Origin of the sequence: Actinomadura sp. 9N407 (assembly GCF_044326315.1) — a bacterium.
Taxonomy (GTDB): domain Bacteria; phylum Actinomycetota; class Actinomycetes; order Streptosporangiales; family Streptosporangiaceae; genus Spirillospora.
In genome coordinates this window covers 38007-53611 of the sequence record NZ_JBIRAW010000035.1, presented here as the reverse complement: position 1 = coordinate 53611, position 15605 = coordinate 38007, and the positions used below count along the sequence as shown (strand labels likewise).

At 73.2% G+C, this 15605-nt stretch carries 16 protein-coding genes; 9 read left to right on the top strand and 7 right to left on the bottom strand.

The window, feature by feature from the left end; genetic code table 11:
* Positions 1 to 78: 78 nt before the first annotated feature.
* Positions 79 to 1383, top strand: coding sequence for a glycosyltransferase (locus ACH34Q_RS38400; RefSeq protein ID WP_395988099.1), 1305 nt, complete (start codon positions 79 to 81; stop codon positions 1381 to 1383).
* Positions 1380 to 3509, top strand: a complete 2130-nt coding sequence (locus tag ACH34Q_RS38395; RefSeq protein ID WP_395988098.1) for an ArnT family glycosyltransferase — start codon at positions 1380 to 1382, stop codon at positions 3507 to 3509. Before ACH34Q_RS38400 ends, ACH34Q_RS38395 begins: the two co-directional genes overlap by 4 nt.
* 199 nt (positions 3510 to 3708) lie before the next feature.
* Here the strand turns inward: ACH34Q_RS38395 and ACH34Q_RS38390 are convergent, their stop codons facing one another.
* A complete protein-coding gene (locus tag ACH34Q_RS38390) occupies positions 3709 to 3891 on the bottom strand; it encodes a hypothetical protein (RefSeq protein ID WP_395988097.1) in 183 nt (60 codons plus the stop codon).
* Positions 3892 to 4029: 138 nt separating this feature from the next.
* On the opposite strand from ACH34Q_RS38390, the gene ACH34Q_RS38385 reads away from it, so the two are divergent.
* Positions 4030 to 5145, top strand: coding sequence for an RNA-guided endonuclease InsQ/TnpB family protein (locus ACH34Q_RS38385; protein ID WP_395988096.1), 1116 nt, complete (start codon positions 4030 to 4032; stop codon positions 5143 to 5145).
* Positions 5146 to 5591: 446 nt separating this feature from the next.
* Positions 5592 to 5891 carry a 4a-hydroxytetrahydrobiopterin dehydratase gene (locus tag ACH34Q_RS38380; RefSeq protein ID WP_395988095.1) on the top strand — a complete coding sequence of 100 codons (300 nt, stop codon included), beginning with the start codon at positions 5592 to 5594 and terminating at the stop codon, positions 5889 to 5891.
* A gap of 29 nt (positions 5892 to 5920) precedes the next feature.
* Here the strand turns inward: ACH34Q_RS38380 and ACH34Q_RS38375 are convergent, their stop codons facing one another.
* Positions 5921 to 6649: an ABC transporter permease gene (locus tag ACH34Q_RS38375; protein WP_395988094.1), complete on the bottom strand. Its 729-nt coding sequence runs from the start codon at positions 6647 to 6649 to the stop codon at positions 5921 to 5923.
* Positions 6650 to 6668: 19 nt separating this feature from the next.
* A complete protein-coding gene (locus tag ACH34Q_RS38370) occupies positions 6669 to 7631 on the bottom strand; it encodes an ATP-binding cassette domain-containing protein (protein ID WP_395988093.1) in 963 nt (320 codons plus the stop codon).
* Positions 7632 to 7733: 102 nt separating this feature from the next.
* On the opposite strand from ACH34Q_RS38370, the gene ACH34Q_RS38365 reads away from it, so the two are divergent.
* Positions 7734 to 8498: a TetR/AcrR family transcriptional regulator gene (locus ACH34Q_RS38365; protein ID WP_395988092.1), complete on the top strand. Its 765-nt coding sequence runs from the start codon at positions 7734 to 7736 to the stop codon at positions 8496 to 8498.
* 96 nt (positions 8499 to 8594) lie between these two features.
* On the opposite strand, the gene ACH34Q_RS38360 is transcribed toward ACH34Q_RS38365, so the two are convergent.
* Together ACH34Q_RS38360 and ACH34Q_RS38355 are read right to left on the bottom strand one after the other, a co-directional pair.
* Positions 8595 to 8807, bottom strand: a complete 213-nt coding sequence (locus tag ACH34Q_RS38360; RefSeq protein ID WP_395988091.1) for a hypothetical protein — start codon at positions 8805 to 8807, stop codon at positions 8595 to 8597.
* On the bottom strand, positions 8804 to 10687 hold the full coding sequence (locus ACH34Q_RS38355) for a hypothetical protein (protein ID WP_395988090.1): 1884 nt from the start codon (positions 10685 to 10687) through the stop codon (positions 8804 to 8806). The genes ACH34Q_RS38360 and ACH34Q_RS38355 overlap by 4 nt, the downstream gene beginning before the upstream one ends.
* Before the next feature lie 124 nt (positions 10688 to 10811).
* Between ACH34Q_RS38355 and ACH34Q_RS38350 the strand changes: the two genes are divergently transcribed.
* Positions 10812 to 11207, top strand: a complete 396-nt coding sequence (locus ACH34Q_RS38350) for a hypothetical protein (RefSeq protein WP_395988089.1) — start codon at positions 10812 to 10814, stop codon at positions 11205 to 11207.
* A 3-nt stretch (positions 11208 to 11210) separates the two neighbouring features.
* The gene (locus tag ACH34Q_RS38345; RefSeq protein WP_395988088.1) at positions 11211 to 12515 is read left to right on the top strand and encodes a hypothetical protein; all 1305 of its coding nucleotides are present in this window, start codon (positions 11211 to 11213) and stop codon (positions 12513 to 12515) included.
* Between the two features lie 3 nt (positions 12516 to 12518).
* Here the strand turns inward: ACH34Q_RS38345 and ACH34Q_RS38340 are convergent, their stop codons facing one another.
* The gene (locus ACH34Q_RS38340; RefSeq protein WP_395988087.1) at positions 12519 to 13355 is read right to left on the bottom strand and encodes a hypothetical protein; all 837 of its coding nucleotides are present in this window, start codon (positions 13353 to 13355) and stop codon (positions 12519 to 12521) included.
* Positions 13356 to 13517: 162 nt separating this feature from the next.
* Between ACH34Q_RS38340 and ACH34Q_RS38335 the strand changes: the two genes are divergently transcribed.
* Positions 13518 to 14489 carry a helix-turn-helix transcriptional regulator gene (locus ACH34Q_RS38335; protein WP_395988086.1) on the top strand — a complete coding sequence of 324 codons (972 nt, stop codon included), beginning with the start codon at positions 13518 to 13520 and terminating at the stop codon, positions 14487 to 14489.
* Between the two features lie 100 nt (positions 14490 to 14589).
* Positions 14590 to 14958 carry a VOC family protein gene (locus ACH34Q_RS38330; RefSeq protein WP_395988085.1) on the top strand — a complete coding sequence of 123 codons (369 nt, stop codon included), beginning with the start codon at positions 14590 to 14592 and terminating at the stop codon, positions 14956 to 14958.
* Positions 14959 to 14961: 3 nt separating this feature from the next.
* On the opposite strand, the gene ACH34Q_RS38325 is transcribed toward ACH34Q_RS38330, so the two are convergent.
* Entirely contained in the window at positions 14962 to 15558 is a 597-nt protein-coding gene (locus tag ACH34Q_RS38325) for a TetR/AcrR family transcriptional regulator (protein ID WP_395988084.1), read from the bottom strand.
* Positions 15559 to 15605: the final 47 nt, after the last annotated feature.

The following is a 15605-nucleotide window of genomic DNA, read 5'->3' as shown; positions in this document are numbered from 1 at the left end:
GAGCACCGCGGCGCCTTTCTCATCCGGGGTTAAGGTTCGGCTCAGGCCGCTCCCACACCCGGCGGCCACGGTGGTCGCATGAGTCAATCGATCACCGATACGGCGGCTCCCGCCGGGGTGCGGCCGCGCCGGGCGGACAACGGCGGCAGGCGGTCCCTGGTCGAGGTGGTCGTCCCCGTCTTCAACGAGGAACGCGTGCTCGCGGCCAGCGTGGGGCGACTGCACCGCCATCTGAGCGAGACGTTCCCGTACCCGTTCCGGATCACCATCGCCGACAACGCCAGCACCGACGGCACCTGGCCCATCGCCGAAGAACTCGCGGCCGGGACCGCGCACGTCCGCGCCGTCCGGCTGGCCGAGAAGGGGCGGGGCCGGGCACTGCGGTACGTGTGGGGGCACAGCGACGCCGACGTGGTCGCGTACATGGACGTGGACCTGTCCACCGACCTGGACGCGTTCCTGCCGCTGGTGGCACCGCTGATCTCCGGGCACAGCGATCTGGCGATCGGCAGCCGGCTGTCGCGCGGCTCGGCGGTGGTGCGCGGCCCCAAGCGCGAGCTGATCTCCCGCTGCTACAACCTGCTGCTGCGCACCACGCTGGCGGCCCGGTTCTCCGACGCCCAGTGCGGCTTCAAGGCGGCCCGTACCGAGATCGTGCAGGCGCTGCTGCCCTCGGTCGAGGACGAGGCGTGGTTCTTCGACACCGAACTGCTGCTGCTGGCCGAGCGCAACGGGCTGCGCATCCACGAGATCCCGGTCGACTGGGTCGACGACCCCGACAGCCGGGTGGACGTCCTGCACACCGCGCTGGACGACCTCAAGGGCATGGCGCGGGTCGGGCGGCGGATGGTGACCGGCGCGTTCCGTGCCCCGGTCGGCGGCCGTCCCCGTCCCGAGCTGCCCACCGGGATGGCGCGGCAGCTTCCCGCGTTCGCCGTCATCGGCGTCCTCAGCACGCTGGCGCAGCTGGCGCTGTTCGTGCTGCTGCGCACGGTCATGGGGCCGCTGTGGGCGAACGCGCTGTCGCTGGTCATCACCACGATCGGCAACACCGCCGCCAACCGCCGCTTCACGTTCGGCGTGACCGGACCCGAACGGGCGTTCCGGCAGCAGTTGGAGGGCGGGCTGGCGTTCCTGCTCGGCCTGGCGCTGAGCACGGGCGGGCTCGCGCTGCTGCACGCCACCGTGCCCGGTGCGTCCCGCGGGGTCGAGGTCCTCGCGCTGGTCAGCGCCAACGGCGTGGCGACACTGATCCGCTTCCTGCTGATGCGGGCCTGGATCTTCCACCCGCGCCGGCTGGGCCGCCGCGCGGCCCCGGCGGCCGCCGTCGAGCACCGAGCGGCCGCCGTCGAGGACGAGGCGGCCGGGGAGCGTGTGCGATGACGATCACCGACACGATCACGAACGGTCCCGGCCGCACCGAGCGGCACGCCGGCCCGGCGGGCGCGGGCGGGCGGCTGCGGCGGCTGGCGCTGGGCGGCCCGGACGACCCGCGCTGGGCCAGGCCCGCGCTGTGGGCGGTCCTCGCGCTGGCCTTCGCGCTGTACGCGTGGAACCTCACGGCGGGCGGCCACGCCAACTCCTACTACTCGGCGGCGGTCAGGAGCGGGACCGAGAGCTGGAAGGCGTTCTTCTTCGGCTCGCTGGACGCCGGGTCGTTCATCACCGTCGACAAGCCGCCGATGTCGCTGTGGGCGATGGGGCTGTTCGCCCGGGTCCTGGGTTTCGGTACCTGGAGCCTGCTGCTGCCGCAGGCGCTGGCCGGGGTCGCCTCCGTCGCGGTCCTGCACGCCACCGTACGGCGCGCGTCCGGGCATCCGGCGGCGCTGATCGCGGCCGGGGTGCTGGCGCTGACGCCGATCACCGTCGCGATCAACCGCGACAACAACCCCGACACGCTGCTGGTCCTGCTGCTGGTCCTGGCGGCCTGGGCGTGCCAGCGGGCCATCGAGTCAGGGCGGACGCGCTGGCTGCTGCTCGCGGCGTTCTTCGTCGGCTGCGGGTTCAACACCAAGATGCTGCAGGCGTTCCTGGTGGTGCCCGCGCTGGCGCTGGCGTACCTGATCGCGGCCAGGCCCGGCGTGCTGCGCCGGTTCGCGCATCTGCTGGCGGCCGGTGCGGCGATGGCGGTGTCGAGCCTGTGGTGGATGGCCGTGGTCGACCTGACCCCGGCGGAGAACCGTCCGTTCATCGGGGGGAGCACCGACGGCACCGTGTGGGATCTGGTCATCGGCTACAACGGCATGGGCCGGGTCCTGGGCGAAGGCGGCGGCGGTCGCGGGGGCGGCGGCGGGCCTGGTGGCGGCTTCGGCGGTGAGGCCGGCGCGGGCCGGCTGTTCAACGACATCCTGGGCGGCCAGATCTCCTGGCTGCTGCCGTTCGCGGTCCTCGCGGCGCTGGCCGGGCTCGTCCTGCTGTGGAAGCGCCCGCGTACCGACCTGGCGCGCGCCGGGCTGGTGCTGTGGGGCGGCTGGCTGGCGGTGCACTACGTGGTCTTCAGCTTCGCCGAGGGCACGTTCCACCCGTACTACTCCACGGCGATGGGCCCGGCGATCGGTGCCCTCACCGGCGCGGGCGCGGTGCTGCTGTACGGCGCGTACCGGCGTTCCCTCGCCTGGGCCTGGGTGCTCCCGCTGGGGGTCGCGGTCACGGGCGCGTGGTCTTTCGTGCTGCTGGCCCGTACATCGGACTGGAACCCGTGGCTGCGCTGGGCCGTCGCCGCGATGACCGTCCTGGCGGTGCTCGGCCTGGTGGCCGGGCGGCTGCTGCGCGGTCACGGGCGCCGTCTGGTCGTCGCGGGCCTGGCGCTGACGGTGCTCGCCGGTCTGGCGGGGCCCGCCGCGTACGCGGCGTCGGCCGCCTCGTCCCAGGTGAACGCCACCAATCCGCTAGCGGGCCCGTCCTCCGGGCAGGGCTTCGGCGGTCCCGGCGGCCGTCCCGGTGCCATGCCGGGTGGAGCGCCCGGCCGGACGGCCGGTGGTGGAATGCCCGGCGGCCCGCCGCCCAGCGGCCAGGCCCCCGGCGGCCAGACGCCCGATGGCCAGGCGCAGAACGGTCAGGCACAGGGCGGTCAGGCACAGGGCGGCCGGGGCCGGGACGGACAGCGTCCCGGCGGTGGCTTCGGCGGCGGTGGTCCTGGCGGCCAGGTGAACGGGCAGATGACCGACTACCTGGTGAAGAACCGCGGCGGTGCGCGCTGGCTGGTGGCGGTGAGCAGTGCCCAGCAGGCGTCCTCGATGATCCTGGAGACCGGCGAGCCGGTCATCGCCATGGGCGGCTTCACCGGGCAGGACCCGGCCATGACCGTGGACAAGCTCCAGCGGTACGTCCAGAGCGGGCAGCTGCGCTACATCCTCATCGGCGAGGGACGCGGCGGGCCCGGCGGCGGTGGCTCGTCCGAGGTGACCGCGTGGGTGCAGAAGAACGGCACCCTGGTCGACGCGAGCGCGTACGGCGGTTCCTCGGCCTCGTCCTCCTCAAGCGACGCCCAGCTCTACGAGCTGGGCTAAGGAATTCGATGACAACGACTCTGACCGAGGAGGCCCCGTCCGCGCAGGGTGGACGGGCCGCCTCCGGCCCGCTGCGCCGTCTGCTGCGCGGACCCGACGACGATCCGCGGTGGGCGCGGCCGGCGCTGCTGGTCCTGCTGGCGGGTACCGCCGTCCTGTACGTGTGGGGGCTGGGGGCGTCCGGCTGGGCGAACTCGTTCTACTCGGCCGCCGTGCAGGCGGGCGCGACGAGCTGGAAGGCGTTCTTCTTCGGCTCCTCCGACGCGGCGAACGCCATCACGGTGGACAAGGCGCCGGGAGCGTGGTCGCCCTCGCCGTTGAACTCGGCCAGTTCGAACTTGAAGTCGCCGTCGCCGCACACCGCCCGCATGATCTCTTCCATGCGTTCCAGGTGCGGGCCGGTGAACACCTCGTGCCGAACTTGGTCACGAAGACCAGATGCGCATGCAGTGCGAAAACGCAGTGTCTGCCTGTCCTGAAATCCCCATCTTCGGCCATAGACCATGGCTAGGCTCGTCGGGTGCAGCTGCGATATTCCTACCGCCTCTGCCCGACTCGCGGCCAGGGTCAGGCGTTGGCGCGGGCGTTCGGGTGTGCGCGGGTGGTCTACAACGATGCTCTGCGGGTGAGGGAAACTGCCCGGGAGGCCGGGTTGCCGTTCCCGAAGGCCGCTGAGTTGTCGGCGGCGCTGACGGAGGCGAAGCGGACGCCTGAGCGGGTGTGGCTGGGTGAGGTGTCGGCGGTGGTGCTGCAGCAGTCGCTGCGGGATCTGGAGGCGGCCTACCGGGCGTTCTTCGACGGCCTGGCCGGTAGACGCCCGAAGGTGGGGGCGCCGCGGTACAAGTCCCGCAAGGATGCCCGGCAGTCGATCCGGTTCACCGCTAACGCTCGCTGGTGCATCACCGATGGTGGGAAACTGGCGCTGCCCAAGGTCGGGGAGGTCAGGGTGCGGTGGTCGCGGCGGTTGCCGTGCACGCCGTCCAGCGTGACGGTGATCAAGGATGCGGCGGGCCGGTACTTCTGCTCGTTCGTGGTGCAGACCACTGAGGTGCCCGACCCGCCCGCCACCACCGCCGAGGTGGGTATCGATCTGGGCTTGACACATTTCGCGGTCACCAGCGACGGGCGCAAGGTCACCTCCCCGAGGTTTCTGCGCCGCGCCGAGAAGAAACTGAAGAAAGCGCAGCAGGCGCTGTCGCGTAAGCAGGAGGGGTCGGCCAACCGCGGCAAGGCACGCGCCCGGGTCGCCCGTGCGCACGCCCAGGTCGCCGACGCGCGCCGCGAGTTCCATCACCAGTTGTCGACCATGCTGGTCCGCGAGAACCAAGCGGTCTATGTGGAGACGCTGAGCGTGAAGGGGCTGGCGCGGACCCGGCTGGCCAAGTCGGTGCACGATGCGGGCTGGTCGGCGTTCACCGGGATGCTGGAGTACAAGGCCGCCCGCTACGGTCGGACCTTCGCGCGGGTGGACCGCGCGTTCCCCTCCTCGCAACTCTGCTCGCACTGCGGGTACCGCGACGGCCCCAAAGCCTTGCACATCCGCCAGTGGTCCTGCGGGCAGTGCGGAGCTGAGCATGATCGGGATGTCAACGCCGCCCGCAACATCCTGCACGAGGGACGCCGCATCACCACGTGATTGTCTCCGGTCGCCGCTGGACGGAAATCCCCGGGCGTTCGGGGAAGGCGGAGACCTTAAACGCCTGTGGAGGGCAGGTAAGACCCCCGACTTCGGTCAGGGGCACAGCCCACTGAAGCAGGAAGCCACGGAAGTGCCCTCGCCCACCACGGGCGCGGTACAGACCGAATCCCCGGCCTTTCAGGCCTGGGAGCGCGTCAAATGCAGGGGATCTTCCACGACTACACGGTGGCACTGGCCCGGCCGGTCGCGGAGCTGACCGGGCTGGGGTCGGCCTGCTGTGGGAGCGGCGCCGCAGCCTGGCCGCGGCCTGGGTGCAGGAAACCACCCCGCGACCACGCTCTATGACCTGACCAGGAGCGGCGGCGGGTCCTGATCCATGGCGCGCCCCGCGCCGTGATCTACTCGGAGGGAGTGCTCGACGAGCGAGCGAAAGGGGCGCGACCATGGCCGATCTGCTCGATGACGCCGCCATCACCGGCCGGCTCAAGGAACTGCCGAACTGGACGCGCGACGGGATGCGCATCCACCGCAAGCTGAAGGCGCCGTCCTTCATGGCCGGGATCGAGCTGGTGGACGAGGTCGCGCGGGCGGCCGAGGAGGCCGACCACCATCCCGACATCGACATCCGGTGGCGGACGGTGGCCTTCGTGCTGTCGACCCACAGTGCGGGCGGCCTGACGAGCAAGGACTTCGATCTGGCCGCGCGGATCGACGCGGCCGCCGCCCGGCACGGCGCCGAGTAGCCGGGCGGCCCCGCTCTCCGCCGGCCCGGCTAGCGGGTACGGCGGCGGAACAGCACGCCCGACATGACGATCGACAGCGTGAGGATCCCGGCGCACCAGGCCAGCGCGACCCAGGGCCGGGTGCCGACGGGCTGGCCGAGCAGCAGGCCGCGTACGGTCTCGATGACCGGTGTGGCGGGCTGGTTGAGGGCGAAGCCGTGCAGCCAGCCGGGCATCGTGTCGACGGGGACGAAGGCGCTGCTGGGGTAGGGCAGGAACAGCACGAAGAAGGTGAAGCCGCTGGCGGCCTCGGGGGTGCGGGCGAGCAGGCCGACGGCGGCCGACAGCGCCGACATGGCGATGATGAACGCGATCAGCACGCCCGCCGTGGCGAGCCAGCCGGCGAGGCCGGCGCCGGGGCGGAAGCCGATGAGGAACGCGACGGCGAAGACGGCGGTGACCGAGCCGAGGTTGCGCAGCGTGCTGGCGGTGACGTGGCCCGACAGCAGGGCCCGGCCGCCGATGTCCATGGAGCGGAACCGGTCGACGACGCCCTTGCCGAGGTCGTCGGCGACGATGACGGCCGTCATGGACGCCCCGTACGAGGCGCAGATGATCAGGACGCCGGGCACGGCGTAGGTGACGTAGGCGGAGGTGCCGGTGTCGATGGCGCCGCCGAACAGGTAGACGAACAGCAGCATCAGCATCACCGGCAGCAGCAGCGTGATCAGCAGCGCGTCCAGGTTGCGGAACGTCAGGCGCAGACTGCGGCCGGCCATGACGGGCCAGACGGCGAGGTCAGACAACGGTGGCCTGCCTTTCGTGGGACGCGGCCTGGCCGGTGAGGGCCAGGAACACGTCGTCGAGGGTGGTCTCGTTCACCGCGAACCGCAGGACGCCGGAGCGGCCGGGGTCGATCTCGTCCAGCAGCGCCCGTACCTCGGGGGCGGTTCCGCCGGTGGTGACGCCCAGGGTGAGCCGGACGGGGTCGCGGTGGGCGACGCGGGTTCCGAGGGCGCGCTCCAGGGCCTCGTAGGCGCCCGGGCCGGTGGCGACGAGGTCCAGGCGGCGTCCGGGGATGCGGTCCTTGAGCTGCTGGGCGGTGCCTTCGGCGACGATGCGGCCGGCGTCCAGCAGGGCGATGCGGTCGGCGAGCCGGTCGGCCTCCTCCAGGTACTGGGTGGTGAGCAGGACGGTCACGCCCTGGTCGGTCAGGCCGGTGACCACGTCCCACATGGCGCGCCTGCTGCGCGGGTCGAGGCCGGTGGTGGGCTCGTCCAGGAAGATCACCGAGGGGTCGCCGACCAGGCCGGCGGCCAGGTCGAGCCGGCGGCGCATCCCGCCGGAGTAGGTGGCGACGCGGCGGCCGCGGGCCTCGACGAGGTCGAAGCGCTCCAGGAGCTCGCTCGCGCGGGCGCGGGCCCGCGCGCGGGGGAGCCTGCGGAGGCGTCCCATCATGCGCAGGTTCTCCTCGCCGGTCTGGAGTTCGTCGACCGTGGCGTGCTGGCCGGTGAGGCTGATGGCCTTGCGGACCTGGCGGCGCTGCCGTACGACGTCGAACCCGGCGACGCGGGCGGTGCCGGCGTCGGGGGGCGTGAGCGTGGCCAGGATCCGCACGGTCGTGGTCTTGCCCGCGCCGTTGGGGCCCAGCAGGGCGAACACGCCGCCCTGGGGGACCTGGACGTCGACGCCTTCCAGGACCGTGACCCGCCCGTATGACTTGTGCAGGCCGGTCGCGTCGATGACCGGTTCGTCGCTCATGGAGGTCCTCTCTGCTTATGACGTACGCTCTACTGTGTATGGTCTACACGGTACTGCGTAGGGTATACACAAAGCAGGTGGAGCGGTCAACCCGGAGAGGCCATGGACGAGCGGAACGAGAGCGGGCTGCCGGAGAGCGTCGAGCTGGCGTGGGGCCTGCGGGAGCGGCCGGGCAAGGGCCCCAAGCGCACGCTGACGCTGAAGGGCATCGTCGAGGCCGCCGTCCGGGTCGGCGCCGGCGAGGGCCTGGACGCGGTGTCGATGAGCCGGGTCGCGGCCGAGGCCGGCGCGTCGGCGATGGCGCTGTACCGCTATGTCCCGTCCAAGAACGACCTGCTCGCACTCGTCCTGGACGAGGTGCTGGGGATGCCGCCCGCCCTGCCCGAGGCCGGGTGGCGGGAGTCGCTGCGGGCCTACGCCGTGGCACTGCGCGAGGCGCTGCGCGAGCACCCGTGGGCCCTGCGCATCCCGATCAACGGCCCGCCGATCATGCCCAACAACGTGGCGTGGATGGAGGCCGGGATGGCCTGCATGCGAGGCACGGGCCTGGACGGGGGGACCCGGCTGTCGGTGCTGACCCTGCTGACCGGCTACGTCAGGCACACCGCCACCCTGATCGACGATCTGGGGCGGGCGCTGCGGGCGGCCGGTACCTCCGAGCAGCAGGTCTCGGTCGACTACGGGGCCATGCTGGCCGCCGCCACCCGGGGCCGGCACTTCCCCGAACTGCACGGGATCCTCGAGGAGGGGATCTTCGATGATCCCGGCGACAGCACCCCCGAGGACGAGTTCGTCTTCGGGCTGGACTGCATGCTCGACGGCCTGGAGGCCCTCGTACGCCGCGGCGGCCACCCCCCGGCGGTCTAGCAGGGCCGAGCGCCGGGGCGGGTGGTCGTCCGGGGTGCCGGGAGGCCCGGGGCGAGGGAGATCGGGGTGGGGCCTCCCGGCGTTCCGGCCGCGGTTTCAGCCGGGTCTGCGGGCGGTGTCCCCGGTGTCCTCGGTCTCCCTGGTGTCCTCGGTGTCCTCGGGACGGGTGGCCGGTTCGTCGTCGTCGTGGTGGCGGTCGCGCCAGATGATGACGGCGATGACGGCGGCGACGATGAAGGTGGGGACGAAGAACGGGATGGCGCTGACGATCGGGTGGGTGGCCAGGATCCCGTCCACGGCAGGGCTCATGTCGTGACCTTCTCCGTCGTCTCGGTGGCGGCGGCGGAGGTCTCGCGGGGCAGCAGCCGGGAGACGCGTGCCGTACCCCAGCCCAGGGCGAGGATGAGGGCGAGGGTGCACAGCAGCACCACCGAGGAGGAGGCCAGCCACAGCCAGCCGGGCACGCCGGTCTTGAGTTCGCGCTGCAGGATGAGCTTCTCGCTCTGGACGGAGCGGGTGAAGTTCGCGGGGGCGGCCAGTTCGGGGGCGCCGATGGCGGCGTCGGCGGGCATGTAGATCGGGACGCCGGCGAGCGAGCGGCCGTCGTGCAGGCGGATCAGGGTCTTCCAGTCGCCGTGCAGGGGCATGGGGGCGCTGGTGCGGTAGACGCCGTCGCCCTCCCTGATCAGGGGTTCGACGTGCAGGCCCTGGCCCTGCCAGCCGGTGATGGCGATCCAGGCGGGGTCGTCGAGGGCCGTGGCGGGGTCGAAGGTGATCCGGGCGTGCGCGGTACGGTGCGCGGCGTCGCCCTGGACGCCGGTGAGCGCGACGGTGGCGCGCACGTCCTGGGGGACGGTGATGAGCAGCCCGTTGGCCACGGCCGCGGCGACGCCGGCGATCGCCACGGCGAAGGCGGTGCGGGCCACGGCGGGACGGGGCAGGCGGCCCTCCAGTCCCTCGGCGAGCAGGGCGCCGCACAGGCCGCCGGCGACGCCGCCGGCCACCGCCATGATCATGCCTTCGGCGAGGATGTCGCCGGTCCAGGGGAGCCGGAACGCGGCCTGCGACCAGGCGTACTCGGCGCCGAACCCGGCGGTGCCGATCAGCACGCCGGAGACCGCGCCGAGCGCGAGCGGGCGGCGGGCCAGCGCCAGCGCGGCGATCTCGACGCACAGCGCCTCGGCGAAGTAGAGCGGGACCGAGGCCCACAGCTCGCCGATCACCTCGGGGCCGACCAGGAGTGAGACGCCGCCGCGGACCAGCATGTAGAACGTGACCGCGAAGACCGCGCCGCCGCGGCCGACCCACAGGCGGGCGGCGACCAGCGCGCAGCCGGCGGCCAGGGCGATCAGCAGCGGCTGGTGCACCAGCCGGAACTGGGGGACGCCGAAGTCGTACTCGGCCTGGAACACCGACAGGCCGATCAGCAGGCCGCCCGCGTGCATGCCGCGCCGCACGTAGGAGACCAGGGCGGACGGCCGGTCGCCGGCGGGGCCCGTCCAGGCGCGGCGGCCCTCGCGCTCCAGGATCATCATGGCGATCAGCGAGAGGCCGGCGCCGCCGATGAGCATCAGGTGGGTGGGGCCCCACAGCGTGACGTCCTGGCCGAAGATGCGGTGCCAGACGTCGTCGAGGGGGAAGCCGAGCAGGGCGTAGAAGCCGGCGCCGGCCAGCAGGACGCCGCCGGTGGGGGCGTACCAGTCGCGGGTGATCCGGACGGCGGCGCGGCCGGGGTGCTCGCCCTTGGGCAGGGCCATCGCCAGCACGCCGGCGGTGAAGATGCCGAACAGCCCGATGAGGATCGGGTAGTGCGCGATGTTGGCCAGCGGCCCCTCGTCACGGCCGTGCGAGATGTGCAGGGAGATGTCCCAGTACATCCCGAGCAGGGCGGTGAGCAGGGACAGCAGCGACAGCGTGGTGGGCAGGGCGGCCCAGCCGGGCAGGCCGCGGCCCGGTCCGCGTTCGGCCAGCGCGGCCAGCCGGGTGAGCAGGGTGATCCGGCCGGTGCGGTGCCCCCAGCCCAGGACGAGCACCACGGCGGTCAGCAGGGCCGCCCCGCCCGAGGCGATGATGATCTGGTCCAGTGCCGCGCCGCCCGCCGGCTTGGCCTCCTGCTCCAGGGACTGGACGGGTTGCGCGGCGAGCCACAGCGCGGCGCCGTGGCCGCTGCTCGTCATCGGATCCCACACGGATGCTCCTATTGCCGTCAAATCGGGGTACAAACTCCGCCCCGGCCGGAGTATGTCATTTTCTAATGTGTCATTGTCTAGTGTCACGTTCTGTGGTGTCGGACACCACGCGGGAAGGAGAACCATGCGACGGACCCTGGTGGCGGCGGTGGCCGCGGGAACGCTGGTGGTGGCCGGATGCGGCGAGCCGGCGGCCCCCGGCCCCTCCGCCACGCCCTCGGCATCGGGCGGGACCTCCTCGGCCTCGCCCGATCCCGACGGGACCGACATCCAGGTCACCGTCCGGAAGGGCAAGGTCGGCACACCGTCCGGGCGGGTCAAGGTGCGCCAGGGCGGCACCGTACGGATCACCGTCACCAGCGACACCGCCGACGAGCTGCACGTGCACGGCTACGACCGCACGCTCGCACTGGAGCCCGGCAAGAAGGCCACGCTGGGGCTGGTCGCCGACACCCCGGGCGTGTTCGAGGTCGAGCTGCACCACTCCGGCGCCCGCGTGCTCGAACTGCAGGTGAGCTGAGCGGTGCAGGTCCTGGCACACGGGCTCGGCGGGCGCACCGACCTGCCGCTGGACGCCGTCGCCGCCATCGTCGGTGGCGGGACGGCCGTGGCGGCCTCGTTCCTGGCGCTGACGGTGGCCTGGAAACGGCCGCGCCTGCGCCCGGACGGCGGCCGCCCGCTGCCCGCCGGCCTGGCCCGATTCCTGGACTCCTCGGCCTTGACGGCCGCGGCGCGGGCACTGGCGCTGGTCGCGGCGGTCCTGGTGGTGGTGATCGCGTTCTTCGGGCCGCCCGGCGACAAGGCGAACCTGGCGCCCTGGGCGCTGTACGTGACGTTCTGGGTCGGGCTCGTGCCGGCGAGCGTCCTGCTGGGGCCGGTCTGGCGGCGCGTCAACCCGCTCCGTACCGTGCACGCCGCCCTCGCCCGCCTCACCGGAACCGGCGCGCAAGGGCACCGGCCCCTGCCGGACCGGCTCGGGTACTGGCCGGCGGCGGGATGGCTGACCGCGTTCGTGTGGCTGGAGCTGGTGGCCCCCGACCGTTCCGATCCCCGCCTGGTCGGCGTGCTCATCCTGGCGTACGGGCTGGTCAACGTGGGGATGGCGCTGGTGTACGGGCGCGAGTGGTTCACGCGCGGGGACGGCTTCGAGGCGTACTCCAGCCTGCTGGCCCGGCTGTGCCCGCTGGGCCGCCGCGACGACGGCGTCCTGGTGCTGCGCACGCCGCTGACCGGGATCATGCGGGGCGCCGCCGAGCCGGGGCTGGTCGCGGCCGCGTGCGTGCTCATCGGCTCGACCGGCTTCGACGGCATCACGCGCACCACGTTCTGGCGCGACAGCGTCGATCCTGCGAGCCTGCTCGCCGGCACCCTGGGCCTGGCCGGCTGCATCGCGGCCGTCGCCGTCCTGTACGTGGCCGCGACCCGGGCCAGTGCCGCGCTGACGGGCGAGGACCCGCGCCAGGTCCCGGGGAGGTTCGCCGCCACGCTGCTGCCCATCGCGCTCGGCTACACCCTCGCGCACTACTTCTCGTTCCTGGTGCTGGAGGGGCAGATGACGTTCATCCTGGCCAGCGACCCGTTCGGTACGGGCCTGAACCTGCTGGGATCGACCGGCAACCGCGTCGACCACGACCTGGCGGGGCCGACGCTGACCGCGCAGGTCCAGGTGAACGCGATCGTGCTGGGCCACATCGCGGCCACCATCGCCGCGCACGACCTGGCCCTGCGCACCCAGCCGCCGGGCCGGACCCTGCGTGGCCAGCTCCCGATCGCGGCGGTCATGGTCGTCCTGACGTGCGCGGGCCTGTTCGCGCTGCTGAGCGGCTGACCGTCAGCCGCGGCCGGCGGCCTTCCCGGGCCGTTCGGCCCCGGTCCCGGTCTCCGGCTCCTCGCCGGTCTCCCGCTGCTGTGCGGTCTCGGGCTCGCCGGCCTTCACGGCCTTCTCCGCCTTCTCCGCCTCCTTGGCGGCGGCGCGTTCGGCGGCCTTCTGGCGCTGCTTCTTCCGGCGTTCGTGCTCCTGTACGGCGAGGCCGACGGCGGCCAGGATCGGGCCCCAGTACTTGGCGGTTTGCACGATCGCCTGGAGCCAGCCGGGGAGGGTGACGTCGGGCAGGTCGGGCAGCGGGATCGAGGGCAGGTCGATGTCGGGCCAGGGGATCCGGGGCCGCGGGATGCCGGGCAGGTCGATGTCGGGCAGGTCGATGTGCGGTTTGGGGATCTTGATGAGGGCGGCGATGCCCAGCAGCGGGAGCAGCACCCGGGCGGCGGCCAGGGCGACGTGCCGCGAGGCGTACAGCCGGGGGTGGCGGCGGGCCAGCCGCTCGCGGCGGGCGGCGCGGCTGCCCTCGGGCGGGGTGAACCAGGTCTCGCCGGACTTGTCGATCAGCTCCTTGAGGTCCTTGGCGTCCTTGATGTCGGCTTCGGTTCGGGCCGGGACCAGCGCGCAGTTGCTCAGCTCACCGCGCCAGTCCCAGGTGGCCCGTACCGTGAGGTCCTCGTGGGTGAGCTTGGCCTTCTTGCTCGAGGTGGCCTTGGTGGCCACCAGGTCGCCGTCGACGTACAGCCGCAGTTCGCGGCCGCCGCCGGTCAGGCGCGGCGGCGGGGCGTCGGCTTCGAGCAGCCGGCCGTCGTGTTCGAGCGTCCAGCGTCCCTGGGCGGTGCCGGCCATCGGTTCGGTCCCCCTGCTGATGGTGCGTGCCTTTCTCCCAGCATGGACGGAGGCGGCCGGGCACGGCATCAGCCCAAAAGCGATGGCCGATAGACCAAAGTTCACCGCGGCCGGGCCGCAAGGAGGACGGGAACGGTCCTGGATCGCGGCGATACTGGCAGGGTGAGCGATACCTCGGCGCGGCTGCTGCGGCTGCTGTCGCTGTTGCAGACCCGGCGCGAGTGGAGCGGCCCTGAGCTGGCGGAACGACTGGAGGTCACGGTCCGTACCGTGCGCCGCGATGTCGGGCGGCTGCGCGGCCTGGGCTATCCGGTGCACGCCGAGCTGGGGACCGCCGGCGGGTACCGGCTGGAGGCGGGGACGGCGATGCCGCCGCTGCTGCTCGACGATGAGGAGGCGGTGGCGATCGCGCTGGGCCTGCGCGGCGCGGCGGCCGGCGGCGGGGTGCAGGGGATCGAGGAGTCGTCGGTGCGGGCGCTGGCCAAGCTGGAGCAGGTGCTGCCCGGCCGGCTGCGGCGGCGGGTGAACGCGGTGCACACCGCGACGATGCCGATCGCGGGGCCGCCGGCGGGGCCGAGCGTGGCGCCCGGGACGCTGACCGTCCTGGCGGCGGCGTGCCGGGACCGCGAGCGGCTGCGGTTCGCCTACCGCGCCAAGGACGACTCGTACAGCCGCCGCCTGGTGGAGCCCTACGGCCTGGTGTCGGCGGGGCGCCGCTGGTACCTGGTCGCCTGGGACACCGATCGCGGGGACTGGCGGACGTTCCGCGTGGACCGGCTGGCAGATCCGCTGGCGACGGGGGTGCGGTCGGCGCCGCGCGAGCTGCCGGCCGAGGACGCCGCCGCGTTCGTCAAGCGGTCGCTGGCGGCCTCGCGGCCCGCCGCGCGGGCGGTGCTGACGGTGCACGCGCCGGCGTCGGTGCTGGCCGACCGGTTCCGGGTGACGGAGGCGGAGGTGGAGCCGGTGGACGAGCGCACCTGCACGCTGCGCACCTCGGCCGACTCCCTGGAGTGGACGGCGCTGCGGATCGCGTTCCTGGAGCTGGAGTTCACCGTACGGGAGCCGCCCGAGCTGGCCGCGCGCCTGCGGGACCTCGGGACGCGGCTGGTGCGCGCCGCCGGCGAGGAATCGTGAATCCTTCCGCGCGTACCTGACAGGAGGTGACAGGTACAGGCGGCAGGATGGCCACTGCCGATCAGGCACACCACACACGCATACACAGCAGGAGCGTTCCATGCCGGCCATCGCCGAGTTCATCGCCGTCAACATCGACTGCGCGCAGCCGCCCGCGCTCGCGACGTTCTACAGCGGGCTGACGGGCGGGGAGGTCACCTACACCAGTGACGAGTACGCCTCGGTGACCCTGCCCGGCGGCGTGAACGTGTTCTTCCAGGGGGTCGCCGACCACCGCCCGCCGCAGTGGCCGGGCGCGGACCGGCCGCAGCAGTACCACCTGGACTTCTATGTCGAGGACCTGGACAAGGCCGAGGCGGCGGCGTGCGAGGCCGGGGCCGGGGTGCCGGAGTTCCAGCCCGGCGGCGAGCGGTGGCGGGTGCTCACCGACCCGGCGGGGCACCCGTTCTGCCTCTGCCTGCGCGCCTGATGATCAGGCGGTCCGGTACGGGGCCAGCAGCCGGTCCAGGTCCTCGCGCAGGCCCTGGACCAGGTCGCCGTCCCCGTCCAGGGCCCACAGGATCAGCACGCCGTTGTAGGTGATCTGAACCGCGCGGGCCAGCGCGGCGGTGTCGGTGCCGGCGGTGAGGGCGCCGGCCGCGATGGCCTGCTCCAGCAGTCCGGCGATCTCGCGGCCGACGGTGCGGGCGTGCGCGGCGGCGGGCTCGCGGAACTCGGGGTCGGCCAGGTCCAGCTGCAGGAAGGCCAGGTTGTTGGCCATCTCCTCGGGGGTCCGGACCGCCGCGGCCATGCCGGCCAGCGCGGCCTTCATCGCCTCCAGCGGCCCGGCGCCCCCGGCGTGCTCGGCGCGGGCGCGCTGGAAGTGCAGGCGGGCGCCGGGCTCGGCCTGGCGGGCCAGTGCCAGCAGGAGGCCGCGCTTGGACCCGAACCGCTGGACGAGGGTCGCGGGGGCCAGCCCGGCCTCCCGGGCGACGGCGCTCAGGGTGAGCCGGGCGGGGCCGAGGCCGCCCAGCGCGCGGGCGGCGGCGTGCAGGATGGCCTCGTCGCTGGTGGTTCGCGGGCGCGCCACGGTCCCCTCTCCGATGTTCGTGAACGGCTGTTCGGTAACTGTGCCGG

What these genes read in the sequence shown, in the direction of transcription:
- ACH34Q_RS38395 (WP_395988098.1), top strand. Translation starts at nt 1,380, where the DNA reads ATGACGATCACCGACACGATCACGAACGGTCCCGGCCGCACCGAGCGG.
- ACH34Q_RS38370 (WP_395988093.1), bottom strand. Translation starts at nt 7,631, where the DNA reads ATGAGCGACGAACCGGTCATCGACGCGACCGGCCTGCACAAGTCATAC.
- ACH34Q_RS38360 (WP_395988091.1), bottom strand. Translation starts at nt 8,807, where the DNA reads ATGAGCCCTGCCGTGGACGGGATCCTGGCCACCCACCCGATCGTCAGC.
- ACH34Q_RS38350 (WP_395988089.1), top strand. Translation starts at nt 10,812, where the DNA reads ATGCGACGGACCCTGGTGGCGGCGGTGGCCGCGGGAACGCTGGTGGTG.
- ACH34Q_RS38390 (WP_395988097.1), bottom strand. Translation starts at nt 3,891, where the DNA reads ATGGAAGAGATCATGCGGGCGGTGTGCGGCGACGGCGACTTCAAGTTC.
- ACH34Q_RS38375 (WP_395988094.1), bottom strand. Translation starts at nt 6,649, where the DNA reads ATGGCCGGCCGCAGTCTGCGCCTGACGTTCCGCAACCTGGACGCGCTG.
- ACH34Q_RS38330 (WP_395988085.1), top strand. Translation starts at nt 14,590, where the DNA reads ATGCCGGCCATCGCCGAGTTCATCGCCGTCAACATCGACTGCGCGCAG.
- ACH34Q_RS38365 (WP_395988092.1), top strand. Translation starts at nt 7,734, where the DNA reads ATGGACGAGCGGAACGAGAGCGGGCTGCCGGAGAGCGTCGAGCTGGCG.
- ACH34Q_RS38400 (WP_395988099.1), top strand. Translation starts at nt 79, where the DNA reads ATGAGTCAATCGATCACCGATACGGCGGCTCCCGCCGGGGTGCGGCCG.
- ACH34Q_RS38340 (WP_395988087.1), bottom strand. Translation starts at nt 13,355, where the DNA reads ATGGCCGGCACCGCCCAGGGACGCTGGACGCTCGAACACGACGGCCGG.
- ACH34Q_RS38380 (WP_395988095.1), top strand. Translation starts at nt 5,592, where the DNA reads ATGGCCGATCTGCTCGATGACGCCGCCATCACCGGCCGGCTCAAGGAA.